The organism is Streptomyces specialis, from assembly GCF_001493375.1.
GTDB lineage: Bacteria > Actinomycetota > Actinomycetes > Streptomycetales > Streptomycetaceae > Streptomyces > Streptomyces specialis.
Map to the genome: position 1 here is coordinate 90,190 of NZ_LN929763.1, position 21,588 is coordinate 111,777.

The 21,588-nt window shown below is 73.0% G+C and carries 20 protein-coding genes; 10 read left to right on the forward strand and 10 right to left on the reverse strand.

From position 1 onward, the window contains the following. Window positions 1-7 precede the first annotated feature (7 nt). Entirely contained in the window at window positions 8-763 is a 756-nt protein-coding gene (locus BN2279_RS04090; RefSeq protein ID WP_059006744.1) for a (5-formylfuran-3-yl)methyl phosphate synthase, read from the reverse strand. Window positions 764-1,317: 554 nt separating this feature from the next. On the opposite strand from BN2279_RS04090, the gene BN2279_RS04095 reads away from it, so the two are divergent. Beyond that, entirely contained in the window at window positions 1,318-1,788 is a 471-nt protein-coding gene (locus BN2279_RS04095) for a hypothetical protein (protein WP_059006503.1), read from the forward strand. A gap of 25 nt (window positions 1,789-1,813) precedes the next feature. Here BN2279_RS04095 and BN2279_RS04100 read toward each other — a convergent pair whose 3' ends face one another. Continuing rightward, window positions 1,814-2,506, reverse strand: coding sequence for a FadR/GntR family transcriptional regulator (locus BN2279_RS04100; protein WP_059006746.1), 693 nt, complete (start codon window positions 2,504-2,506; stop codon window positions 1,814-1,816). 290 nt (window positions 2,507-2,796) lie between these two features. Here BN2279_RS04100 and BN2279_RS04105 point away from each other — a divergent pair, with 290 nt between their 5' ends. After that, on the forward strand, window positions 2,797-4,506 hold the full coding sequence (locus BN2279_RS04105) for a 2-isopropylmalate synthase (RefSeq protein WP_059006505.1): 1,710 nt from the start codon (window positions 2,797-2,799) through the stop codon (window positions 4,504-4,506). Next, window positions 4,503-5,318, forward strand: coding sequence for an ABC transporter ATP-binding protein (locus BN2279_RS04110; protein WP_059006507.1), 816 nt, complete (start codon window positions 4,503-4,505; stop codon window positions 5,316-5,318). Before BN2279_RS04105 ends, BN2279_RS04110 begins: the two co-directional genes overlap by 4 nt. Window positions 5,319-5,333: 15 nt before the next feature. Here BN2279_RS04110 and BN2279_RS04115 read toward each other — a convergent pair whose 3' ends face one another. Next, window positions 5,334-5,804, reverse strand: coding sequence for a GNAT family N-acetyltransferase (locus BN2279_RS04115; RefSeq protein WP_234347439.1), 471 nt, complete (start codon window positions 5,802-5,804; stop codon window positions 5,334-5,336). Window positions 5,805-5,913: 109 nt separating this feature from the next. Between BN2279_RS04115 and BN2279_RS04120 the strand changes: the two genes are divergently transcribed. Further along, a complete protein-coding gene (locus tag BN2279_RS04120; RefSeq protein ID WP_059006510.1) occupies window positions 5,914-6,558 on the forward strand; it encodes a LysE family translocator in 645 nt (214 codons plus the stop codon). An 83-nt stretch (window positions 6,559-6,641) separates the two neighbouring features. Here BN2279_RS04120 and BN2279_RS04125 read toward each other — a convergent pair whose 3' ends face one another. Beyond that, window positions 6,642-7,274 carry a DUF6801 domain-containing protein gene (locus BN2279_RS04125; RefSeq protein WP_159037045.1) on the reverse strand — a complete coding sequence of 211 codons (633 nt, stop codon included), beginning with the start codon at window positions 7,272-7,274 and terminating at the stop codon, window positions 6,642-6,644. Window positions 7,275-7,858: 584 nt separating this feature from the next. Then, the gene (locus BN2279_RS04130) at window positions 7,859-9,421 is read right to left on the reverse strand and encodes an MFS transporter (protein ID WP_234347416.1); all 1,563 of its coding nucleotides are present in this window, start codon (window positions 9,419-9,421) and stop codon (window positions 7,859-7,861) included. A 113-nt stretch (window positions 9,422-9,534) separates the two neighbouring features. Between BN2279_RS04130 and BN2279_RS04135 the strand changes: the two genes are divergently transcribed. Then, window positions 9,535-10,434 (forward strand): helix-turn-helix transcriptional regulator, encoded by a 900-nt coding sequence (locus tag BN2279_RS04135; RefSeq protein ID WP_059006514.1) that lies wholly within the window; start codon window positions 9,535-9,537, stop codon window positions 10,432-10,434. Window positions 10,435-10,509: 75 nt separating this feature from the next. Here the strand turns inward: BN2279_RS04135 and BN2279_RS04140 are convergent, their stop codons facing one another. Beyond that, window positions 10,510-11,160 carry an SGNH/GDSL hydrolase family protein gene (locus BN2279_RS04140; RefSeq protein WP_059006516.1) on the reverse strand — a complete coding sequence of 217 codons (651 nt, stop codon included), beginning with the start codon at window positions 11,158-11,160 and terminating at the stop codon, window positions 10,510-10,512. A 54-nt stretch (window positions 11,161-11,214) separates the two neighbouring features. Then, on the reverse strand, window positions 11,215-12,234 hold the full coding sequence (locus BN2279_RS04145; protein ID WP_059006519.1) for a DUF7973 family transport facilitator: 1,020 nt from the start codon (window positions 12,232-12,234) through the stop codon (window positions 11,215-11,217). Window positions 12,235-12,960: 726 nt separating this feature from the next. On the opposite strand from BN2279_RS04145, the gene BN2279_RS04150 reads away from it, so the two are divergent. After that, a complete protein-coding gene (locus tag BN2279_RS04150; protein ID WP_059006520.1) occupies window positions 12,961-13,347 on the forward strand; it encodes a hypothetical protein in 387 nt (128 codons plus the stop codon). Next, the gene (locus tag BN2279_RS04155; RefSeq protein ID WP_059006523.1) at window positions 13,337-13,699 is read left to right on the forward strand and encodes a hypothetical protein; all 363 of its coding nucleotides are present in this window, start codon (window positions 13,337-13,339) and stop codon (window positions 13,697-13,699) included. Before BN2279_RS04150 ends, BN2279_RS04155 begins: the two co-directional genes overlap by 11 nt. A gap of 120 nt (window positions 13,700-13,819) precedes the next feature. Here the strand turns inward: BN2279_RS04155 and BN2279_RS04160 are convergent, their stop codons facing one another. Beyond that, window positions 13,820-14,215, reverse strand: a complete 396-nt coding sequence (locus tag BN2279_RS04160) for a RidA family protein (RefSeq protein ID WP_059006525.1) — start codon at window positions 14,213-14,215, stop codon at window positions 13,820-13,822. Window positions 14,216-14,352: 137 nt separating this feature from the next. Between BN2279_RS04160 and BN2279_RS04165 the strand changes: the two genes are divergently transcribed. Further along, on the forward strand, window positions 14,353-15,369 hold the full coding sequence (locus tag BN2279_RS04165) for a helix-turn-helix transcriptional regulator (protein WP_059006527.1): 1,017 nt from the start codon (window positions 14,353-14,355) through the stop codon (window positions 15,367-15,369). 59 nt (window positions 15,370-15,428) lie between these two features. Here the strand turns inward: BN2279_RS04165 and BN2279_RS04170 are convergent, their stop codons facing one another. Then, window positions 15,429-17,933 carry an SdrD B-like domain-containing protein gene (locus BN2279_RS04170; protein WP_059006528.1) on the reverse strand — a complete coding sequence of 835 codons (2,505 nt, stop codon included), beginning with the start codon at window positions 17,931-17,933 and terminating at the stop codon, window positions 15,429-15,431. 322 nt (window positions 17,934-18,255) lie between these two features. Between BN2279_RS04170 and BN2279_RS04175 the strand changes: the two genes are divergently transcribed. Next, window positions 18,256-18,918: a hypothetical protein gene (locus BN2279_RS04175; RefSeq protein ID WP_059006531.1), complete on the forward strand. Its 663-nt coding sequence runs from the start codon at window positions 18,256-18,258 to the stop codon at window positions 18,916-18,918. Between the two features lie 7 nt (window positions 18,919-18,925). On the opposite strand, the gene BN2279_RS04180 is transcribed toward BN2279_RS04175, so the two are convergent. Continuing rightward, on the reverse strand, window positions 18,926-20,266 hold the full coding sequence (locus BN2279_RS04180; RefSeq protein WP_059006533.1) for a right-handed parallel beta-helix repeat-containing protein: 1,341 nt from the start codon (window positions 20,264-20,266) through the stop codon (window positions 18,926-18,928). A 104-nt stretch (window positions 20,267-20,370) separates the two neighbouring features. On the opposite strand from BN2279_RS04180, the gene BN2279_RS04185 reads away from it, so the two are divergent. Then, window positions 20,371-21,537, forward strand: a complete 1,167-nt coding sequence (locus tag BN2279_RS04185; protein WP_059006535.1) for a Dyp-type peroxidase — start codon at window positions 20,371-20,373, stop codon at window positions 21,535-21,537. Window positions 21,538-21,588 lie beyond the last annotated feature (51 nt).

A 21,588-nucleotide genomic window follows, 5' to 3' on the forward strand; every position in this document is an offset into this window, starting at 1 on the left:
CCGGCGGTCACCTCACGAGGGGGATGTCGGCCGCGTGGGCCCGGGCCTGCCGGTCCATCTCCGCCCGGAAGGCGGCCACCAGATGCGGCTGGATCCTTCCGGCATCGCGGTCGCCGCCTTCGCAGACCGCTCCGCGCACCCCCACGATGTCCGTGCCCATGCGGGTCAGCGGACCGAGGTCGTCCCGCTTGACGCTGCCCGCGAGAGCGGCGAGCAGACCGGAGGCGTGGGCCAGCCGGACGAACTCGGCGCAGACCTCCGGAGGAACGTGGTCGAACAGCCGCGTCCCGTCCTTGACGGCGGTGTCCAGCATGGCCGCGTCGGCACCGGAGCGGGCGGCGATGTCCGGCAGGGCGAGCGGGTTGACGCAGCCGATCCGGTGGGAGTCGGCGTACCCCGAGGCGACGACGAGCGCTTCGGGGCGGTGGTCCTTCACCGCCCGGACGACCGCGCGCATCACCTCGATGCCCTGATCGGGCGTCGTGCATCCGTAGAGGCCGACCTTGATATAGGTGGCCCCGGACACGACCGCCCCGAGCGCGGCCTGAGCCACCGTGCCGGGCTTGTACGGCACGTCCCCCACGGTGGCGGACACCGGCTTGTCCTCCGGTACCGCGTCACGGATCTCCCTGATCACCCACGGGAAGTTGGCACCGAGCGACCCCTCGTCGGGCTTCTTCACATCGACGATGTCGAGATGCTCCGCCGCCTTCACGCAGTCGAGGGCCTCCTCGACACTGTCCGGGGAAATGAGAAGCAACACCACGGGCTCCTTCCACCGCGCGACCACCTGGCGCGCGGTGCGCTCATCATTTCCACGCCCGAACGGCCACCGGTAGGGCGCACCGCACCCCCGGGGCGCGCACGCGGGAGCGCACGGACCTGGCAGGCGAGCAACCCCCGCAGACGGGGGACCAGGTCCCGGGCGTGGCCGGCGGCGTCACGCGGCGGCCGGAGACCGCGCGGGAGGTGTGCCCGCATGCCCTCACCGCTCCGGCCACGGACGGCGCGGGGGTGGGCGCGACGGCGACGCCGGGGGGCGTGTGCCCGCGTTCCCGCGCCGTCCGGGGAGTTCCGCGTGCTCCCGCCGCTCGCCCCGTGCCGGTCTCTGCGGGGCGGCAGCGGGGCATGACCCGCACGTCGCCGGCGCGAGGGAAGGCGACCGGCGCCGCCGTGGCCGGAACGCGGGCACGTCCCGAGTGAGCAGGAGGACATGCAGCCATGGGAGAAAGACGCCGCCCGGCGCACGGAACCAGGGCCCCGCGCGGGCGCGTGATATCCGTGCTCGGAGCCGTTCTCTGCCTTCTCGCCCTTCAGATGACGGCGGTCGGCCCGGGGGCGCGAGCCGCGGACGACCCGGCCCCGCCGCTGGTGTGCCAGGGAACGGTGACCGTCACCTACGACCCCCCGCTGACCTACGTCCCGAAGCCGACGACGGTGTCCGGCCGGGAGGACTTCGTCTGCGCCGGCGGCGGCGTCACCGGGGGCTTCGCGGCCGACACGTACCAGACCACGGCCGGCTGCACCTCCCTCCGGCTGTTCACCGTGTCGACCACGACGTACCACTGGGACACCGGGCAGACCAGCCAGGCCACCTACACGATCACCGCGATCGAACGCCTGCTGAACGGGACCGTGCTGGTCACCGAGCAGGGCACCGTGACCAGCGGGCTGCACGCGGGCCGGACCGCGATCTACCAGATGGTCCTGCCGCAACTCGACCTCCTGGCCTGTCTGGGCGCCGGGGTCGGCCACCTGTCCGGCACCGAGGTGCTGACCTTCCTCTGAGGAACGCCGCGGTCCGCGGCGGCGTTCAGCGGCCCGCCCGCAACCGGTCGAGGGTGCGGTGCAGATCGTCCCGCAACAGGCGGGCCGCGCCGTCCGCGTCGCCGTCCGCGATGGCGTCGACCAGTGCCGCGTGCTCCGCGTCGCCGTGGTTGGGATCTCCCCGGCGGACCTCCAGCAGGTCCAGCATGTCGATCAGCCCCTCGCGCAGCGGAGGCGCGAACTCCGCGAACAGGCCGGTCAGCACCGGGTTGTGCGCCGAGGCGACGACAGCGGCGTGCAGCGCGATGTCGGCGTCGACGAACGCGGCGTTGTCCCCGTCCGCGGCGGCGCGGCGCCCGGCGAGGGCGTCGCGCAGCGCGGACAGGTCCTCGCCGGTGCGGCGGCGCGCGGCCAGGCGCGCGGCCTCGACCTCCATCAGGACGCGGACCTCGTAGACGTCGGTGATGGCCGCGCGGCGCAGTCGCGTGGTCCACGCCTCCTCCGGCTCGGTGGCGACGACGAAGACGCCCGCGCCCTGCCGCGCCCGCACGAGACCGGCACCGGCGAGCGCGCGCAGCGCCTCGCGGACCGTGGAACGGCCCACGCCCAGCGCGGCGGCCAGGGTGGTCTCCCCGGGCAGCTTGGTGCCGACGGGCCACTCACCGCCGGTGATCTGCCGCCGCAACCGGTCCGTCGCCTGCTCGACCAGGGGCGACGGCCGCAACGAGCCCAGTGCCACGGGCCACACACCCTTCCAACCTGTCAGCTTGTCTGAGGACTTGACGTGGTCTACGGTACCCGACGTGACGCCGCACGCGATTCTTCTCCTCGTCGGCCGCCGCGGGACCTGACCACGACCGGCCCCCGCGGCGGGGTTCCGTGCCGCGCCGGTCGTCCCCAGGGGCCGGTGCCACCGCCGGCCCGCGGCAAGAGGAAAGACACGTGCCCACGACTCGTTCCCGTTCCCTCACCTCCTCCGACGCGGCCGACGCGCCCGCGCCGGCCTGGAATCCGCAGCGGCCCAGTCCCATGCCGTACCACCGCTACCGTGCCGTGCACGACCGCGTCGCGCTGCCCCTGGACGGCCGCGCCTGGCCGGACCGGCGCCTGACCCGCGCGCCGCTGTGGGTACCGGTCGACCTGCGCGACGGCAACCAGGCCCTCGCGGAGCCCATGGACACGCCCCGCAAACGACGCATGTTCGACCTGCTGACCACGCTGGGCTTCAAGGAGATCGAGGTCGGCTACCCCTCGGCGAGCAGCACCGACTTCGACTTCGTGCGCCACCTCGCGACGAGCGGCGCGGTGCCGGAGGATGTGACCGTCTCCGTGTTCACCCCGGCCCGCGAGGACCTGATCGAACGGACCGTCGCCGCCGTCGAGGGCCTGCCCCGCGTCCTGCTCCACCTGTACACCCCGACCGCGCCGGTCTGGCGCGATGTCGTGCTCGGCCGGTCCCGCGCCGAGACCAGGGCGCTGATCCGGCGGGCCGCGACCCACCTCCTGCGGTGCGCCGACGGACGGCGCGGGGGCGGGGAGACCCGGTTCGAGTTCTCGCCGGAGGTGTTCAACCTGACCGAGCCGGACTTCGTCCTGGAGATCTGCGACGACCTGACCTCGGTGTGGGACGCGAGCCCCGACCGGCCGGTCGTCCACAACCTGCCCGCCACCGTCGAGGTAGCCACCCCGAACGTGTACGCCGACCAGATCGAGTACATGCACCGCCACCTGGCGCGGCGCGACAGCGTCATCCTGTCCGTCCACCCGCACAACGACCGCGGCACCGGCGTGGCCTGCGCCGAACTCGCCGTGCTGGCCGGTGCCCAGCGCGTGGAGGGATGCCTGTTCGGCAACGGGGAACGCACCGGCAACGTCGATCTGGTGACGCTGGCGCTGAACCTGTTCGCCCAGGGTGTCGACCCGATGATCGACCTCTCCGACCTCGATACCGTGCGCGAGGTCGTGGAGAGCTGCAACCGCCTGCCCGTCCACCCCCGCCACCCCTACGGCGGCGATCTGGTGCACACCGCGTTCTCCGGCACCCACCAGGACGCCATCGCCAAGGGCCTGGAACACCACGTCCGGCAGGCCGGCGAGCTGGGCCTGCCGCCGGGCGAGGCGCCGTGGGCGGTGCCGTATCTGCCGGTCGACCCGGCCGACCTCGGCCGCACGTACGAGGCCGTGATCCGCCTCAACTCCCAGTCGGGCAAGGGAGGCGTCGCGCACCTGCTGCGCACCCACCACGGCGTGGACCTGCCCCAGGCGATGCGGCCCGACTTCTCGCGCGCCGTGCAGACGGTGACGGACGCCACCGGGCGGGAGCTGACCACCCGCGACCTGTGGCGGCTCTTCCGGGAGACCTACCTGCTGCCCGGCGCGGACGGCCGGGTCCGGCTCGCCGGATGGACCCTGCGCGAGGGGGAACCGGACGGGCCAGGACACGAGTTCACCGGCACGCTGCGTGTGGACGGCGAGGAACGGCACTGCCGCGGCACCGGCGGCACACCGCTGTCCGCCCTGGCCGACGCCCTCACCCGCGCCGGTGTCCCGGTCGAGGTCGTCACCCACGAACGGCAGGCCCCCACCCCCGGCCAGGACGACGCGCCCACCACCGTCTACGCGGAGTGCCGCGTCGGCGAGGCGACGTCCTGGGGCGCGGGCCGCGACCCGTCCGCGCCGACGGCGACGGTCAACGCGCTCCTGTCCGCCGTCAACCGCGCCCGGGGAGGCCGGTCATGACGACCTCCGCGCTCCCCGCCGAGGTGCTCGACGTCCGCGACGCCGACCTCGTCCGCGACGGCACCGCCCTCCTGCACCGGGTGTCGCTGACCGTCCGCCCCGGCGAGCACTGGGCGCTGCTCGGCGCCAACGGCGCGGGCAAGAGCACCCTCCTCGGCCTCCTCGGCGCGCTCACCCACCCCACGCGGGGCACCGTGCGCGTGCTGGGCCACGAACTCGGCCGCGTGGACCTGCGCACGCTCCGCTCGTACGTCGGCCACGTCAACCCCAGGCACCCGCTGCGGTCGCCCCTCACGGTGCGGGACGTCGTCCTGACGGGCCTCACCAACTCGGTGGAGCCGGTGCCGCGTTGGCGTCCCACGGCCGAGCAGGAAACGGAAGCCGACCGGCTCGTCCAGCTCATGGGCCTCGGACACCGTCGCGAGGCCCGCTGGCCGACGCTGTCGCAGGGGGAACGGAGCCGGACGCTCATCGCGCGCGCCCTCATGCCCAGCCCGCGCCTGCTGCTGCTCGACGAACCGGCGACCGGCCTCGACGTCGCGGGCCGCGAGCAGCTCGTGGAACGGCTCGACACCCTCCGCACGGCCTACCCGGAGCTGGCGTCCGTCCTCGTCACGCACCACGTGGAGGAGCTGCCGCCCGGCACGACCCACGCGCTGCTGCTGCGCGACGGCCGGGTCCTGGCGTCCGGCCCGGCCGACGACGTCCTGACCGGGGAGCTGATCAGCGTCTGCTTCGACCACCCCGTGACGCTGTCACGCGTCGAGGGCCGCTGGAACGTACGCGCCCGCCACCGGTCCACCACGGGCTGACCGCCGCCCGGCGCCCTATCCGGCGGTCGCCGGGGGCTCACCCCCCGGACCCGGTACGCCCGCGCCCGGTCGGCGCACCATGAAGACGTCGACCGGGTCCTGGGCCTCCACGGTGAACCCGTGGCGCTCGTACAGCCGCCGGGCGGCGCTGCCCCGCAGGACGTTCAGCCGGAGGAGCACGCCCTCGGCGTCGATGCGCGCCAGCACCGTTCGCAGGACGGCGGTTCCCAGGCCCCGGCCCTGGAGGTCCGGAGCGAGATAGAAATGCTCCAGCCACCGCCCGTCCTCGCCCGGGCGCACGGTGACGGAGCCGGCGAAGGCGCCGTCCGCAACGATGACCGACGTGTGCCGAGGGAGGTAGGAGTCCCGCAGCCGCTGCCGGACCCGGTGCTCGTCGTATCGTCCCAACCGCTCCAGGTCCGGGCGCATCACCGTCGCCCGCAGCTCCGCTATCGCCTCGACGTCCGCCGGCTCCGCGCGCCGCAGCGCCCACGTCCTCGTACTCCTGTCCACAGCCGGAAGTATCCCTGAGCCCCGCGCCGATCGTTGAAAATATGACTGGTGCGCCACGGCGCTTGTCCGTGATGCTGGACCGATGATCACCACAGGCGCGGTGGCCGGCGTCGCAGCAGTCGCCCTCGGGATGGTGCTGACGCCCGGGCCCAACATGATCTACCTCGTGTCGCGGAGCATCACCCAGGGCCGGCGCGCCGGGCTGGTGTCGCTGAGCGGCGTGGCACTGGGGTTCCTCATCTATCTGACGGCGGCGAACCTCGGCCTGTCCGTCGTCTTCGCGGTCGTTCCCGGCCTGTACCTCGCGGTGAAACTGGCCGGTGCCGGCTATCTCGCCTGGCTGGCGTGGAAGGCGCTGCGGCCGGGCGGGACGGCGGTGTTCGCCCGGCGGGAACTGCCGGCCGAGTCCTCGCGCCGCCTGTTCGCCATGGGGCTGATGACCTGTCTGCTCAACCCCAAGATCGCCCTCATGTACCTGTCCCTCATCCCCCAGTTCGTGGACCCGGAAGCGGGGAACGTCATGGCGCAGGGGTTCCTCCTCGGCGGCGTCCAGGTGGTCATCGGGGTGGCCGTGAACGGGACGTTCGTGCTGGCCGCGGGAGCGATCGCGGTGATCCTCGGGCGGCGCCCGGGCTGGCTGCGCGCCCAGCGGTACGTCATGGGCACGGTGCTCGGCGGCCTGGCGGCGCACCTGGCCCTGGACAACTCCCGGCCCGCCAGGGCCTGACCGGCCCGGCGGCGTGCGCCCGCGGGCGCACAGCGCGGCGGCGGGCCCGGAGCGATACGCTCCGGGCCCGCCGAGGGGACGCGTTACTCCGCTTCCCGCTGCGCCGGCTGCGCGGCGGCCGAACCGCCCTCCGTGACCTCGAACTGGGCCAGGACGGTCTCCTGACCCTCGTCGAGGGTGCAGGCCGACTCGAACGTCTTGAGCCCGGTCTCGGAGCCGTCGGCCTTCTTCGGCGTGAGCGTCAGGGCGATGTCGCCGACGGTGATCTCACCCTGGCCCGGCTCGCTGAAGCTGACCGACGGGGCCTCGCCACTGGCGTTGATCGGGAACTCCGTGTACGGCGGAGCCTCCGGGACCTCCTGCGACGGGACGTCGATCGGCACCTCCAGCGGCAGCTCGACGCCGGGTGCCGTGATGTTCGCGTTGGCGACGACGCTGCCCTCGATGGAGGCGGCGCTCACCGTCTTCAGACCCTGGTGGGTCTCCGCGTTGGCGGTGGCGACCGCCTCGATGGCGATCGGGGGCGTCTCCTCGCCCACCCCGATGGAGCCGGGGATGTCCGTGTTGATCTCCACCTTGAGCGGCTGCTCGCCGATCAGGGGGAACGGGCAGGTGTAGTTCAGCGTCAGGGACGCCGGGTCCGCCGAGGCGGAGTTCCCCGCGAAGGCGATGAGCCCGCCTCCGACGAGGGCGGAAGCGGATATCGCTGCCGCCACCTTCATCTTCCTGCTGTTCTTCCGAGCTCCCATGAGCTACCTCTCGTGTAGCGAGGGAGAGACACCACGTGATGCCGCTCGCTTCGCTGAGAACGGATCGCTGACTGAGCACGCAATCGGCCGGAACAAACCGACTCGAAAACGTTTCTGATTCGGAAGTTATCCCCGGGAATTTCGGCGGTCAAGGTTGCGGAAGTCATCTTTACAAGCCTCCCCGAGCGAGACGGTTGTGTGACAGGAGGGGTGACCCTTCACGCTTTCTCCATAAGTCGCGGAGGTCATCACCGCAGGTCAGAGGCAACTGGCCACGCCGACCCGGGACAATCTACGCGCCCGGAGAATGCGCCGCGAGAAGCGTGCGGCCCGCTCGAATTCACTGCTGATAAGGCACTTTCCCCGCCCCGTGCCGCAGTCCGGCCGGACGGGACCACCACATCGAGGACTTCCGGGGAACGCGGGATCGGCACTCGTGACCTTCTCGCGCAGGGCGGGAAAACAGGGGTTTGGCGAAAACAATCGGGGACAGAAGTGGCTGGTCATTCCCTTGTCCGCCTGGCCCGGTGACGCCGCCCGCGCAGGCGGCGTCAGCGCTGTCCGGTGGCACGGCGGGGCGCGAGCGCGAGGTAGGTGAGGACCGCGCCGAGCGCGGACAGGACCGCGAGAACGACGCCGAGGGTGTGGAAGGCGTCGGTGAAGCCCGCGGCCAGCGTTGTGCGGTGCGTCCCGGCCACCTGCCCCTGAACGGCTTGTCCGGCGAGTCGGGTCGCGTCGTCGGAGGGCAGGCCGCTGTCGCCGAGCCGGGCGGCGGTGAGCGTGGTGAGCAGGGCCGCGGCACCGGCGACGGCGACGGACTCGCCGGTGATGCGCATGGTGTTGAAGACGCCGGCCGCGGCTCCGGCGTTCTCGACCGGGACCGTGCTCACGGCGGCGTTGTCCATGACCCCGAACGCCAGACCCACTCCGGCGCCGAAGGGCAGCAGGGGCAGCGCCAGGTCCAGCCATGTCCCGTCGCTGCGCAGGGTCGTCAGCAGCAGGGCGCCGACCGCGATCAGCGCCGAGGCGCAGGTCAGCACGGCGCGCACGGAGGTGCGCGCGGCGAGATGGCCGGCGGCGAGCGGCAGGAGCAGGACCGGGGCGGTCATCGGCAGCAGGAGCACACCGCTGGCCAGAACGGTGCGGTCGGCGACGCCTTGCAGATAGGCGGGCAGATACACCAGCAGGATCACGAAGCCGAGCGTGACCGTGAAGGGCTGGCACACCACCGCGGCGAACTCGGGCCCGCGGAACAGGCGCACGTCGAACATCGCGCGGTCGGCCAGCCGGATCTCCACCACGGCGAACAGCGCGACCAGCACCACGGCCGCGGCCAGCGGCAGCAGCGTGCCGGCCGCGCCCCAGCCCATGGCGGTGGCCTGCACGAAGGCGAAGGAGAAGCAGGCCAGCCCGGCGGTGAAGGTCACCAGACCGGCCACGTCGAGGGCCGGCGGGTCGGGGTTGCGGGATTCGGGGGCCCGGGTCGCGCACAGCCACGCGGGTAGGGACATCACCGCGACCAGGAGGAACACCGACCGCCAGCCGGCCGTTTCGACCAGGGCCCCGGCGACCAGCGGCCCGATCGCCAGGCCCGTGCCGAAAGCGGTGCCGAGGATGCCGAACGCCACCTGCCGCCGCCGCCCGGAGGTGGAGTGCGCCAGCACCGCCGCCCCCGAGGCCACCACGGCCGCGGCCCCGCATCCCTGAACCGCCCTGGCCACGTCGGCCACCGCCATCGAAGGCGCCAGTGCGAGCAGCAGGGACAGCCCTCCCACCAGCGCGATGCCGGTCAGCAGGACGCGGCGCCTGCCGAGCCGGTCCGCCAGACCGCCCGCCGCGAGCGGCAGGGCGGCGAAGGTGATGTTGAAGGCGTTCAGCATCCATTGCGCGGCGCCGATCGAGGAGTCCAGGTGTTCCGCCATGTTCGGCAGGGCCACCGCGGCCCCGGTCACGGAGAACGGCAGCATCATGCTGGCGGACCCGACCGCGATCACCGTGGGCCAGTAGTCGCGCCCGCTGTCGTCCGCCGGCCGGGCCGGGGCCGCCCCGGCCGCTCCACGTGCGCGGTCCGGGCCGGGTCGGCGGCTGCCGTCGAGAGAGGAAGGTGTGGTCATGCCCACGATCCTTCGCGCGGGCCACCAGAGGATGAAGAGATCCCGGTTCCCTGGGAACGACAGGGCCACCTTGGGGCAACCGCACCGCCGTCGCCGCCCCCATACTGGGGCGCATGGCCCACACCAGCACGCTCGCCACCAGCCTCGGCGACTACCTCCGGGCCCGGCGGGCCCTGGTGTCCCCGGCGGACGTCGGCCTGCCGGCGACCGGCCGCCGCCGTGTGCCCGGCCTGCGCCGCGAAGAGGTGGCGGAACTGGTCGGTCTCAGCACCGACTACTACGTACGGCTGGAGCAGGGGCGCGCCGACCGCCCCTCCGCCGAGGTCCTCGACGCGCTCAGCAGGGCCTTGCGGCTCGGGTCCGCCGAGCGCGCCCACCTGTACGACCTGGCCCGGCCACCCCGCCGCACCGCGGCGGCACCATCGGTCCACGGACGGGGCGACGCGCTGCGTCCCGCGCTGCGGCAGGTCGTCGAGGCCATCCCGACCGCCCCCGCCGTGATCATGAACGATCGCAACGACGTCCTGGCCTGGAACCGGCTGGCAGCCGCGTTGATCGCGGACTTCCCGAACCTCCCGGCACCCGAGCGGAACATGGCCCGCCGGATCTTCCTCGACCCGGACGCGCGGCGGATCCACCTCGACTGGGACGAAGCCGCGCGCACCACGGTCGGCATCCTGCGCATGGCCGCCGGACGTCGCCCGCACGACCCGGAACTCGTGCGCCTGGTCGGCGAACTGTCGCTGGGCAGCGACACCTTCCGCACGCTGTGGGCCGGCCACCACGTCCACGAGAAGACCCACGGGTCCAAGCGGTTCCGGCACCCCACCGTCGGGGACGTGACGCTCACCTACGAGACTTTCCAGGTGCCCGGCGCGGCCCACCACCTTCTCGTCGTCTACACGGCCCCGCCCGGCAGCCCTGCCGAGGAGGCGCTGAGTTTCCTCGGCAGCTTCACCGTCCCCGAGGCGGCCGGGCCCGCCCGCCCCAGGGCGAGGACCGAGGGGAGCTGACCCGGACCGGCCGGTGCGGCGACCGGGCGGCCTCCTGCCCGGACGGGGAGGTCCGGGGGCAGGAGGCCGGCGTGCTCAGACGGGGATCTCGTTGGCGAGGGCGGCGCCGAGGGCGGCGTTGTTCTCCGGGGTGAAGTGGATGCCGTCCACCCCGTCCGTGGTCAGGACCCGGCCGGCGTCGAAGAAGGAGACACCGGTGAAGTCGGCCAGCGAACGGTAGTGGCGGGCCAGTTCCGCCGTCTTCTCCCGGCCGCCGCGGAAGAGTTCGGCGAACCACGGGTCGGGTATCTCGCCCAGGGCCGGCGGCGCCACCAGCAGGACGGCCGGCGCCGGATAGGCGGTGCCGACGCCACCGGCCGACGCGGCGACCTGCCCGATGAGGGTGGCCGCTCCCGTGGCGATGCCGAAGGGGGTGCGGTCGAAGTAGACCTTGGTGTCGTTGGTGCCCAGCATGATGACGACCAGGTCCAGCGGCAGGTGCGCGGCGAGCGCGGTGGGGAGGTGGGCCGCTCCGTTGAGACGGGGGTCGGTCGGGTCGTCGGCGTTGGTGGTCCGTCCGCTCAGCCCCTCCTCCACGATCTCGTAGCCGGACCCGAGCGCGGCGGCCATGACTCCGGTCCATCTCTCGGCGGAGGGATAGCGCTGTGTGGGCACGGCATGCGGCACGGGGATCCAGCCCCAGGTGAGGGAGTCGCCGTAGCAGAGAACACGTCGGGGGGCGGTCATGATCAGGGCTCCTTGGAGGTTCGCGGGAGGGGACGGCGGGTTCGGTGGCGGGAGTCAGGCGGCGGCGGGGCGCGTCGTGGTCGAAGTGCGGCGTTTCAGCGCCCACGTGGCGGCGAAGCCGAGTCCGGTGAGGGCCACCACGCCGACGGTGGGCCAGACGGTGCCCGGATCGTCCGGAAGGGCGGGCGCGAGGAGCACGGCCAGCACCCAGGTGCCGAGGAGGGCGACCGAGGGCGGGTCGATGACGGTGTCGCCGCGGTAGACCAGCAGGCAGGCGGCCAGCTCGCCGAGGAACGCGGCGAAGACGCCCAGGGCGATGCCCCAGCCGGGACCGCCCAGGACGGTCACGCCGATGACGGCGGACAGCGCGATGTGATGGGCGACCGGCACCTTGTGGCCCAGCACCAGGAAGACGAGCATGGCGGCGGTCAGGGCCAGCGGGAGGTCGAAGCCGAGCGCGGGCACCCGGTCGGTGACATAGGCGACGGGGAGCGCGAACGCGAGGCCGATCGTGAGCACCTGGGCGGGCCGGGACTGCCAGGGAATCCAGTTCGCCGTCTCGGTCGGGACCCAGCGGGACTCGCCCGGGGGCACCGTGCCGAACAGGCCGGAGCGGCCGAAGATCAGCCGCGCGGCGACGTTGCTGGCGACGATCGCGGTGACCACGGGCGTGAGCAGGATGTTCCCGTCGACCGTGGGCGAGTACTCGGTGAACAGCCACTGAAGCGCGTAACCCAGGCCGCCGAACGCGCCGCCGACGAAGAGCACCGCCGGCGCGTCGAGACCGGCCAGCGGCACGGCCGCGTCCTTGCCGGAGGGCAGCAGACCGCGCCGCCCGGCGTAGGCGGCGGCGGCGACGCCGCCGGCGAAGGCGATGTGCGGGCTGAGCAGGGGGCCGAAGGGCACCAGATCGCTCAGCGGGGCGGCGGCCGGATCGTTGCCCGTCGCGACGTTGTAGGCGAACGTGCCCGCGGCCAGGAAACCGACCAGGACGAACGCCGGGACGGCTCCGACCGCGGCGCCGAGCATGCCGCCGCCTATGGAGGCGAGAAGCCTCATCAGTTCGAAGTCCACGGACAGCTCCTTGCGTACGGAGGAGGTGAGGGCAGGGCAGGGGAGGGCGGCGGCGGCAGCGGTGACACCAGGGACACGGGAATGGCTCACCGTGGCCGCCGCCGCCCCCTTCGCGACAGCCGGTCGGGTCCTCCGCCAAGGGCGGGGAACGCCACGGCTGAGGCGGTCTTCGGCGCGGCCCGCGCACGCGTGGGGCGGGCTTCGCGGCTTCCGCTCAGACGTGGTGCGGGCAGGGGGCGCGTAACGCCCCGCCGCCCATCGCGCGGCCGGCGACGGCGAACCGGTCGCCGACGGTCGGCTTCCGGGCGAGGGACCCGGACACGACGGCCCCCGGCCCGGGCCGGAGCCTGCGGCGATGGAGCCGGCATCGCATGGGGAACTCCCTCGTTTCGTGGCGAGCGCCGGGGGGCGGCCCACGGCGGCTCCGCTCGTGATGAGCGAACAGGCGGGACGCTACAATGACGACTCACGTTCGACAATGCCGAACGCGGTATCAGTTCGGATTCGCCGCTCACCGGCCCCTCGCGGCGTCGCGCGCACCGCGGTCGCTCGTCAGCCTTGCCGTCCGTCCCGTTGTGTGAGATGAACTACCCGAGGCCGAGGGCGTGTTGGCCTTCGCGGGGCGGGCGCCGGACGGCCTCGCGGCCGGGGCACGGGCAAGGGGGGCTTTCCGTGGAGCTGTGGCAGTACGCGCTCCTCGGAGCGTGCGGGGGCGGTCTGATCTAGGTGGTCGCGCTGTTCAACCGGCTCGGTGAGTGGCAGACGGCCCGCCGGACGCCCACCGGTCGTGTCCGGCGGAACCCGCCGGGCTTCACCAGCTACATCGACATCGGCCCGGTCCTGGCCATCGCCGCGACCCGGCTCACGCTGGGGGCGGCCGTCGCCATGGCGTTCGGCGGCAGCGGCCAGATCAACGGCGGCTACGCGGCGATCACGGTGGGCGCCACCGCGCCCGCGCTGCTCGCCCAGCTCGGCCAGATCCCCGGCGTCCGCAACGCGCTGGGCGACGCGCCGGTGCCGGGAGAGCCGTCCGCGCCGGTGATGCCCGCGCCGCTGAACGTCGCCGTCCCCCCGATCGTGCCCAGCCAGGGAGAAGTCGCAAGTGAGCAGTGAGAAGTCCTTCGGGGCGCGGTACTTCGCCGGACTGGTCGGCGCGTCGAACAACGTCAACATCGGCCCCGTCACCGCCTCCGTCCCGTCGCGCGTCCCCGCGAACGCGCGGCTGGCCGAGGCGGTCGCCGCCCTGCGGGCGGAGCTGGTGCGGGCGTGGGACGCCGTACCGCCCGCCGACCGCGTCGACGCGTTGGAGGCCCTGGACGACCTTCAGGCTCTCCTCGCCGATCCCGCTGCCGAGCGCGGCAGGCTGCGCCGCCGCATCGACATGATCACCGACGCCCTCGCCCAGGTCCCGTCCCTGACAGCGGCGGTATCCGCCCTGGTGGCCGCCCGCCCCCAGGACGACTGACCCCACCGTGCCCCCACGGGCCTCCGCCGGCCCGGCCGGATGTTTAGCAGCGCCCCCCCCCCCCTTCCCCCCGTGGCCGCGCCGGTTCGCGACGCGCGGTCCGGGCGGCGGGCCTTGGGGTCACGCGACGGCGGTTCCCTCGAGTTCGACCATCAGCGTCGGGATCGCCAGCCGTGTCACGCCGAGCATCGTCATGGTCGGCGCCACCCCGGCCGCGCCCAGCCGCGACGCCAGCACGCCGTAGTGCCGGAAGAGCAGATCGACGTCGGTGGTGTAGACGCTGAGCCGGACGAGATGCGCGAGGGACATGCCGGCCTCGCCGAGAACGGCCTCCAGATTGTCGAGGCTCAGCGCCACCTGCGCCGCCATGTCACCGGCGTGCAGAGGCTCACCGTCGCCGCCCATCGCGGTCTGCCCGGCGCAGTACAGGGTCCGGGCGGGCCCGGAGACGACCTCGCCCTGGCTGTACCCCAGCCCCACCGACCACGTCCACGGGTTGACCGTCGTACGCTCCATAGCCGCACCAGCTCCATTCGATCCAACGACAGTGACGTACGTCCCCGGCCCGGCAGCCGCCCGGCGCCGACGTCGTGGTGGAAGCCTCCCAACCCATACACGACACCCTGTGTCACGTATGCCGGTAGGGTTTTCCCATGCGCGCCGACCGGTTGGTATCGCTGGTGCTGCTGCTGCGACAGCACGGCCGGCTGTCCGCGACCGCGCTGGCCCGCGAGCTGGAGGTGTCCACCCGCACCGTGCTGCGCGACATGGACGCGCTGTCCGCGGCCGGTGTCCCGGTCTACGCAGAACGCGGCCGGCACGGCGGTTTCGCGCTGCTGCCCGGCTTCCGGACCGAACTCACCGGGCTGAACCACGACGAGGCACTCGCCCTGCTGGTCGCCGGATCACGGCGCGGCGCGCAGGCGTTCGGCCTCGGCTCGGCGCTCGCCTCGGCGATGCTCAAGGGGGGGGACGCGCTGCCCGAAAGCCAACGGGCCGCCGCGGCCGGCGTCGCCGAACGCCTGCTCATCGACCCGGAGACCGACCTCCTCTCGCGCCGGCTGGTCGCCGAGGAGGTGCCCGACGCCGTCATGACCGAGATCCGCCGCGCGGTGTTCGCCGGACACAGGCTGCGCATCCACTACGCGGCCGTGGGCCGTTCCCCGGCGTGGCGCACGGTGGACCCGATCGGCCTGGTCACCGTGCGCGACCAGGGCTACTTGCTGGCCACGAGGTCCGGCGAAGACCGCACCTACCGGCTGTCCCGAGTCCTGGCCGCCGAGGAACTCGCCGAACCCGCACAGCGGCCGGACCGGGTCGACCTGGACCGGGCCTGGCAGGAACGCGGCACGCGGTTCCGGACCGGCGGCGACCAGGTCACCGTGCTCGTACGGATCGACCCGGCGCGCCGGGAGGAACTGGTGGGCACCGCGCTGGCCGTCCGCGCCGAACACGCCGACGCGGACGGCCGGCTGCGGCTGGAGGTGACCTTCCAGGACCCGCGCCACGCCGAATGGGCGCTGTGGCAGCTCGCCACGCACGCGGAAGCCCTGTCCCCGCGGTGGCTGCGCGACGCCCTGCGCGACCGCGCCGTCGCGATCGCCACCCGCTACGGACCGCCGTCCTGCCGCTCGCGATCCGCCGCCGATGAGCGCCACGCCACCGGGTGATCGCGCCGGTCAGGCCGGCGGGCCGGTGCGGCGCACCGGCCCGCCGGGGGTTTCCGGTGTCAGCGGTGTCGTGCGCGCCGCTGACGGGTGATGAAGACCGCTGTCGTGCCCGCGCCGAGCAGCACGGCGGTGAGGGCGATGACGCCTCCGAGGCCGGACATACCGGTTTCGGCGAGGCCGCCGCCCGGGGACCGTCCGGCCGGTGCCGGGGTGTTGGGGGCCGGGCTCGTCGGCTGCGCCGGGGGCGGTGTCGGTGTCGGGGATTCGGGCGACGTGGGTGTGGGAGTGGGTGTGGGGGTCGGTGTCGGTGTCGGGGATTCCGGCTCCGGGATGTGGACGCCGGCGTCGATCGTGTGATCGACCTCTCCCGGTGCGTCCGGCGCGGTGACCGGGGCGTAGCCGTTGCAGAGCGGGCCGGAGGTCGGCGGGGTCACATTGGAGTCATGGACCGGGTCGTCACCGGCGCGCGGCAGGGTGAACCGCAGGTCGGTGGCGGCCGGCTGGCCCGGCACCCCGCTGGTATCCGCCGTGCAGACATCGAACTGCACGGTGTACTCGGCGCCCGGGGTCAGCTCGTAGTCCGCGCCGACGCCGCCGAAGTAGTACTCACCGTTGGCATCGGTCGTGGTCGTGGCGACCTGTTCCCCATCGGCGTCCAGGAGGTTGATCGTCGCGCCCGGCAGCAGTACGTGCCCCGGGTCCTGGAGGCCGTTGCGGTCACCGTCGTACCAGACCACGTTGCCGATCTGGATCGGCGCGTTCGCGGCGGCGTACGCGATGTCGCCGAGGCCGCCGGCCTTGCCGAACCCGTTCTGGTTCGGGCCGACGAACTCGTACGCGTTGTGGACCGGGTCGTTGCCGGGGCCGAGGCCGGTGGCGACGTCGTAGTAGCCGGTTCCGCTGGTGACGACCCGGCCGGCCGGGTCCATCTGGGTGCTGACGACCCACTGCTGCTGCGGGATGTAGGCGACCGATCCCAGGGCGGACTCCTGGTGCGGCCCGGACTGGGTCGCGGAGCCGCCGTTCGGGAAGAAGTCACCCGGGAAGTACTCGACGACGCTGCCGGGCTGGACCCCGTCGAGGGTCGGGTCCGTGGCGTGGTCGGGGCAGATCCCGGTGCCTTCCCAGTCGTACCCGCCGTCGGGCCTGGCGCAGGCCATGTTGATGTCGCCGCCGGACATCCCGTTCTGCGGCGTGTCGTTGCCCGGCCTCGGGTCCAGCCCGCCCCAGCTCACGACATCCATGAACCGGTCACGGAAGCCGAGGATCAGCGAGCCGTCGCGGGTGAAGGCCATACTGGCCAGCTCCGGCTGCGGATTGATCATCGCCCCGCCCACCTGGAAGGAGTCCCAGTCCGCCAGGTCGGTGTTCCACGGGTTCCAGTGGTTGACCTGGTCGCGGCCGGAGTTGTTGGTGAACACTTCGCCGCGCTCGAAGTCCAGCGGCTGGGACAGCACGGTGGTGAACTCCTCGCCGTCATAGGTGGCGACGACGGCCTTCAGATCCGCACGGTCCTGTGTGCTCTCGGCGCTGCACACGCCTCCGACATACAGACTGCCGTCGTGGGCGGCCACACTGAACGGACGCCAGTCCCCGGCCGCCGCGCAGCCCGGGTCGGGGATCGGCACGGTCTCCTCGGGCGCCGAGGCCGTGGGCCCGGTCGCGTCGAAGCTGACCAGGCTACGGGTGAGCAGGTTCACCGCGTACAGGGTCGAGCCGTCCTCCGACAGGGCCAGGCCGCCGATGCTCTCCTTGCCCGGCGCGTCGGTGAACCCGGCGTCCTTGATCAGGTTGCCGGTGTCGTGCGGTGTCTCCGTGGCGTCCGGCACCGTCGCGAACAGCGTCGGGGTACCGCCGTCGGCCGGCTGGACGTAGATCGCGCCACCGCCCTCCGGCCCGTACTCGGTGTACCGCCGGGCGAACGCGGCCTGGAACAGTTGGTCGCGGTACCGGTCGTACGCCAGCCCGTAGGTCGTGCCCACCTGGTCCTGCGTGTTGAGGACCTCCGGGCACGCCTCCTGCTCGGGACAGATGCCCCGGGCGTCCGTTCCGAACGCCACCAGTGCCCGGGTGTCCGTCCCGCCCGCGCCGCTCTGGACCGGCACGAAGTAACGGGAGTCGGGCAGTGCGTAGTCGGCCGGGTTCCAGACCCCGGTGGTCACCGAGTCGTCCTTGCCGTCGGAGACGTCCACGAACGTGGTGAAGCTGTCGAAGTGATCCGGCGCGGTCGAGGCGGGCGCCGCCCGCAGATAGTCCCCGTACGGTTCCGGGATGGTGACGTCGACCCGGTACCGGCCGCCGGTCAGCTCGCTCGACGGCGGCACGACGACCCTTCCCGTGGCATCCGTGACACCGGTGACACGGTTGCCCGCGAGGTCGGTGACATCGACCTGGATTCCCCGCTGGGGCACATCCATGGTCGCGTTGATCACGCCGGTGCCGAAGAAGTCCCGCAGTACCTCGACGGTCAGGGTGCCGTCAGGCGCCGCGGCTCCGGCCTGCCCGGCGCCGGTCAGGATCATGCCGGCGCCGCTCCCCGCCAGGAGCACGCCGGTCACCCCCATCCGTAGCAGTAAACCTAATCGCACAGCTCTCCCTTCGCCCCTGAGCCAACGCAAACCCAGCAACTTCCGCGCGTAGCGTAGTGGTTGACGAGCCGTCATGTCCGGCCGACCGCAAAGTTCGGAAGTTCCCCGGTGAGAACTGTTATGCTCGCGCCGCGTGCGGCGCATATGGAGCAGTGGAGTCCGGGACGTCAGGGCACGGGCCGTCACGTCGCGGAGCGGCAGCGCGCGGGGCACCGACAGCGAGCGGCGTCGCCGGTGGCCACGATTACGTTGGGCAGCGGCAGCCGTCGTCTGCGTCGCGGTCGCCGCGACGAGCGCCGTGGTCCTCCTCGGCGGCGATGGCCCCGCCGCCCCGCGGGCGTTGACCTCGGACGAAGTGAACCGGCTGGCGGTCACGCGATTCCTCAACTACCAGGCCGGCGGCCGGGCGGTGACCATCAACGTGCCGAACGTCGACGGTGGGCTGGTCATCACCGCGTCAGTGGACTACCGCACCCACACCGGTTACGGGGTGGTGCGGGGGACCGGGCGCGACGCGTCCAGCGACGGGTTGATCTGGTGGACGGCCACCACCGTCCTCGTTCACCCCATGGCGGACCCCCCGGCCGTCGCCCCGGCGTCGCCGCCCGCGTCCGGCTGGCACAGCCGTCCGCTGCTGACGTCCGGCATGACCCTGGACACCGCGCTGGCCATCGTGCTCGACCTCGGCAGCGACCGGCCGGACAACGCCGCGCTGCTGCCGCAGAACGGCGCCACCTGGGCCGGGCGGGAGGAGGTGCGCGGCCATTCGACGGACATCATGAACGGGCCGCGTGCCGACACCGGTACGTCGCAGACCGTGCGGTACTGGATCGGCTCGGACGGCACCATGTACCGGGTCGAGGTCGCTGTCGCCTCGGCGCCCGAGCCGGTGGTGCTCGACTTCGACACCCAGACGTATGTCCCCGTCCAGCCGCTGCCCGGAGCCACCCCGACGCCGTAGCCGCCGCTCAGGAAACCTGTACCCGCGCGCCGTCGGCGAGCAGTGACGGCGACGGCAGCGCGATGTCCGCGATGACCGGCAGCTCGGGAACGTCCGGCACGACGGTGGCGCCGGTCGTGGCGGCCCCGGGGAACTCCGGCTGCGGGCCGGGCGCGGCCACGTCGGTGAAGGGGATGCCCGCGGGCGCCGCCGGGCCGCTCCAACTGCCGGAGGGCGTGGGGGAGGTGTCAGCGATGGGGCAGGACGCGGTGGACGCGAGATCCGCGGGCACGGTCGTCCGCAGCTCGTTCCCCTCCAGGCAGTTGCCCTGTCCCCGGGTGGCGGTGGGGAACGTCCAGCCGATGTCGACGCCGTTGTCGGTGAAGGTGTTGTCCGTGATCCGGTTGCGGTCCGCCGTCAGGTCGGCGGTCGCGGTGATCACGAGCCCGGCGTTGGTGTTGCCGGTGACCCGGTTGCGGAGGAACTGGTTGTCGCTGCCGCCGTCGACGCCGATGCCGATGCCCCAGCCGCCTTCGGCCTGTTCGGGGGTCTGCGGCTGCTGGTTGTCCGCGATCAGGTTGCCCGCGATGACGGCGTCGCGCTGCGGGAGCAGCTTCTCCTGGTGGTCGGAGTTGATGGTCAGTCCGACACGGTTGCCGACCAGACGGTTGCCGACCACATACATGTCACCACTGGCGTTGGTGGCCTCGAAACCGACCGCGTTGAGTTCCGAGACGTTGTCCCGCACCACGATCCGGCACGGCCCGCACTGGCCGACGTAGATCCCCGAGTCCGCCCCGCCCGAGGCGTAGGAGTGCTCGATGACACCGTTCTGCGCGGAGAACGCGTAGATGCCGTACAGGCCGTTACGGGTCGCGGTCACATGCGACACCAGGAACGAGTCCAGGAGGCTGACAGGTTCGTCGCCGGTGTCGTAGCCACCGCTCCCCGGCAGTCCGGCGACCGCCGCCGCCGAACCGGTGACCAGCACCCCGTTGTGCGTGTTGTTCCGCACGGTCAGGTTCTCCACGGCCACCCCCGGCGCCGTGACGACCACACCGTTCGGCTGCCGCACCTGCCCGTCGATGACCACCTCCGCCCGGGACTCTCCCCGCAGGGTGACGCGCTCCGTGTCGATCAGCACCGACTCGTGGTACACGCCCGGCGCCACCAGGACCAGGTCACCGGGCCGGGCCAGGGACACCGCGTCCGAGATCGTCGGCGCGTCGGCGGGCACCCGGATCGTCACCTCCGCGCCGTCCGGCCGCCGCCCCTCGACCGAGCCGTCGTCGCCACCGCCGCCACAGCCGGTCACCAGCGCCGATGCGCCCAGGGCAGCCGCCATCACGCGAAGAGCCAATCGAGACATGATCCCAGTCTCGCACGGCGTCATCCCGCCGGAACGTCGAACTCCCGTGCCCCGTAAACTGGTTGAGCGGCAGCCTCAAGGCCGGGTGTGGCATTGTACGCAGCATGCGCCGCGCCGACCGTCCCCCGTCACGCCGGGCGTTCCTCGATGTCACAGGTGCCACGGTGGCCACCGGTCTCCTCGCCGTGTGCTCAGGGGACTCCGTCCGGTCCGACGGGTCCGGCGATCCCGCCCCTTCCGCGCCGGCCGCGCCCACGCAGGTCGCGGTGACGGGCCGGCATCAGGCGGGCGTGACGCTTCCCCGGTCGGCCCAGCCGCACCTGCTGGCCCTGGTGGCCGACCTCGGCGCCACGGTGACGCCCGGCCCGTTACTGGCCGAACTCGGCGAGACCATCCAGACCCTCACCGCCGGGTCCGACCCACGCCTGCTGGGCCTGTCCCCGGGCGATCTGACCGTGACGGTCGGCGTGGGTCCACGCCTGGTACGGACGGCCGGTGCCACCCTGCCCGGCGCGGCCGACCTCCCGCGGTTCTCCCGCGAGCGTGTCGCCTCGCGGGAACGCGGCGGTGATCTGCTGATCCAGATCTGCGCCGGCGACGCCCTGCTCCTGCCGGTCGTCGCCGCCGCGCTCCTGGACCAGGCCGGCGACCGTATCCAGGAGCGCTGGCGCCAGTCCGGACGCCGCGGCACGGAGGTGCCCGTGACCGAGGACCGCTCCGCACCGCGCAACCTGCTCGGTTTCATCGACGGCATCGTGGGCCCGCACACCACCGCCGAGCAGGAACGTGACCTGTGGCTGGCCGGCCCCGCCGCGGTCGTCGGCGGCACCCTGGCCGTGCTGCGGCGGATGGAGATCGACCTGACACGCTTCGCCGCCCTATCCGTCGCCGAGCAGGAGGCGGTCTTCGGGCGGCGCCGGGCCAGCGGCGTACCCCTCTCCGGCGGCAGCGTCGACTCGGCCCCCGGACTCAGCGCCAAGACACCCGACGGGCGCTATCTCGTCCCCGTGGACGCCCACGTACGCAGGGCGAACCCCACCGTGGTCGGCGTCGGCCATATGCTCCGCCGCTCCTACAGCATCGACGCCCCCGCCCCCGGCCTGCTCTTCATCAGCTTCCAGAACGCCCTGCGGCCCTTCACGGCCACGCTCACCCGCATGGACACCTCCGACGCGCTGCTGCCCTTCACCACCACGACCGCCAGCGCGACCTTCCTGATCCTCCCCGGCTACGACCCGCGACGCCCGCTCGGTTCCACCCTGTTCGGCTGACCCACGATCACCGACCAGCGCCCCGCGCGGACACGAACCGACCGCGCCGCC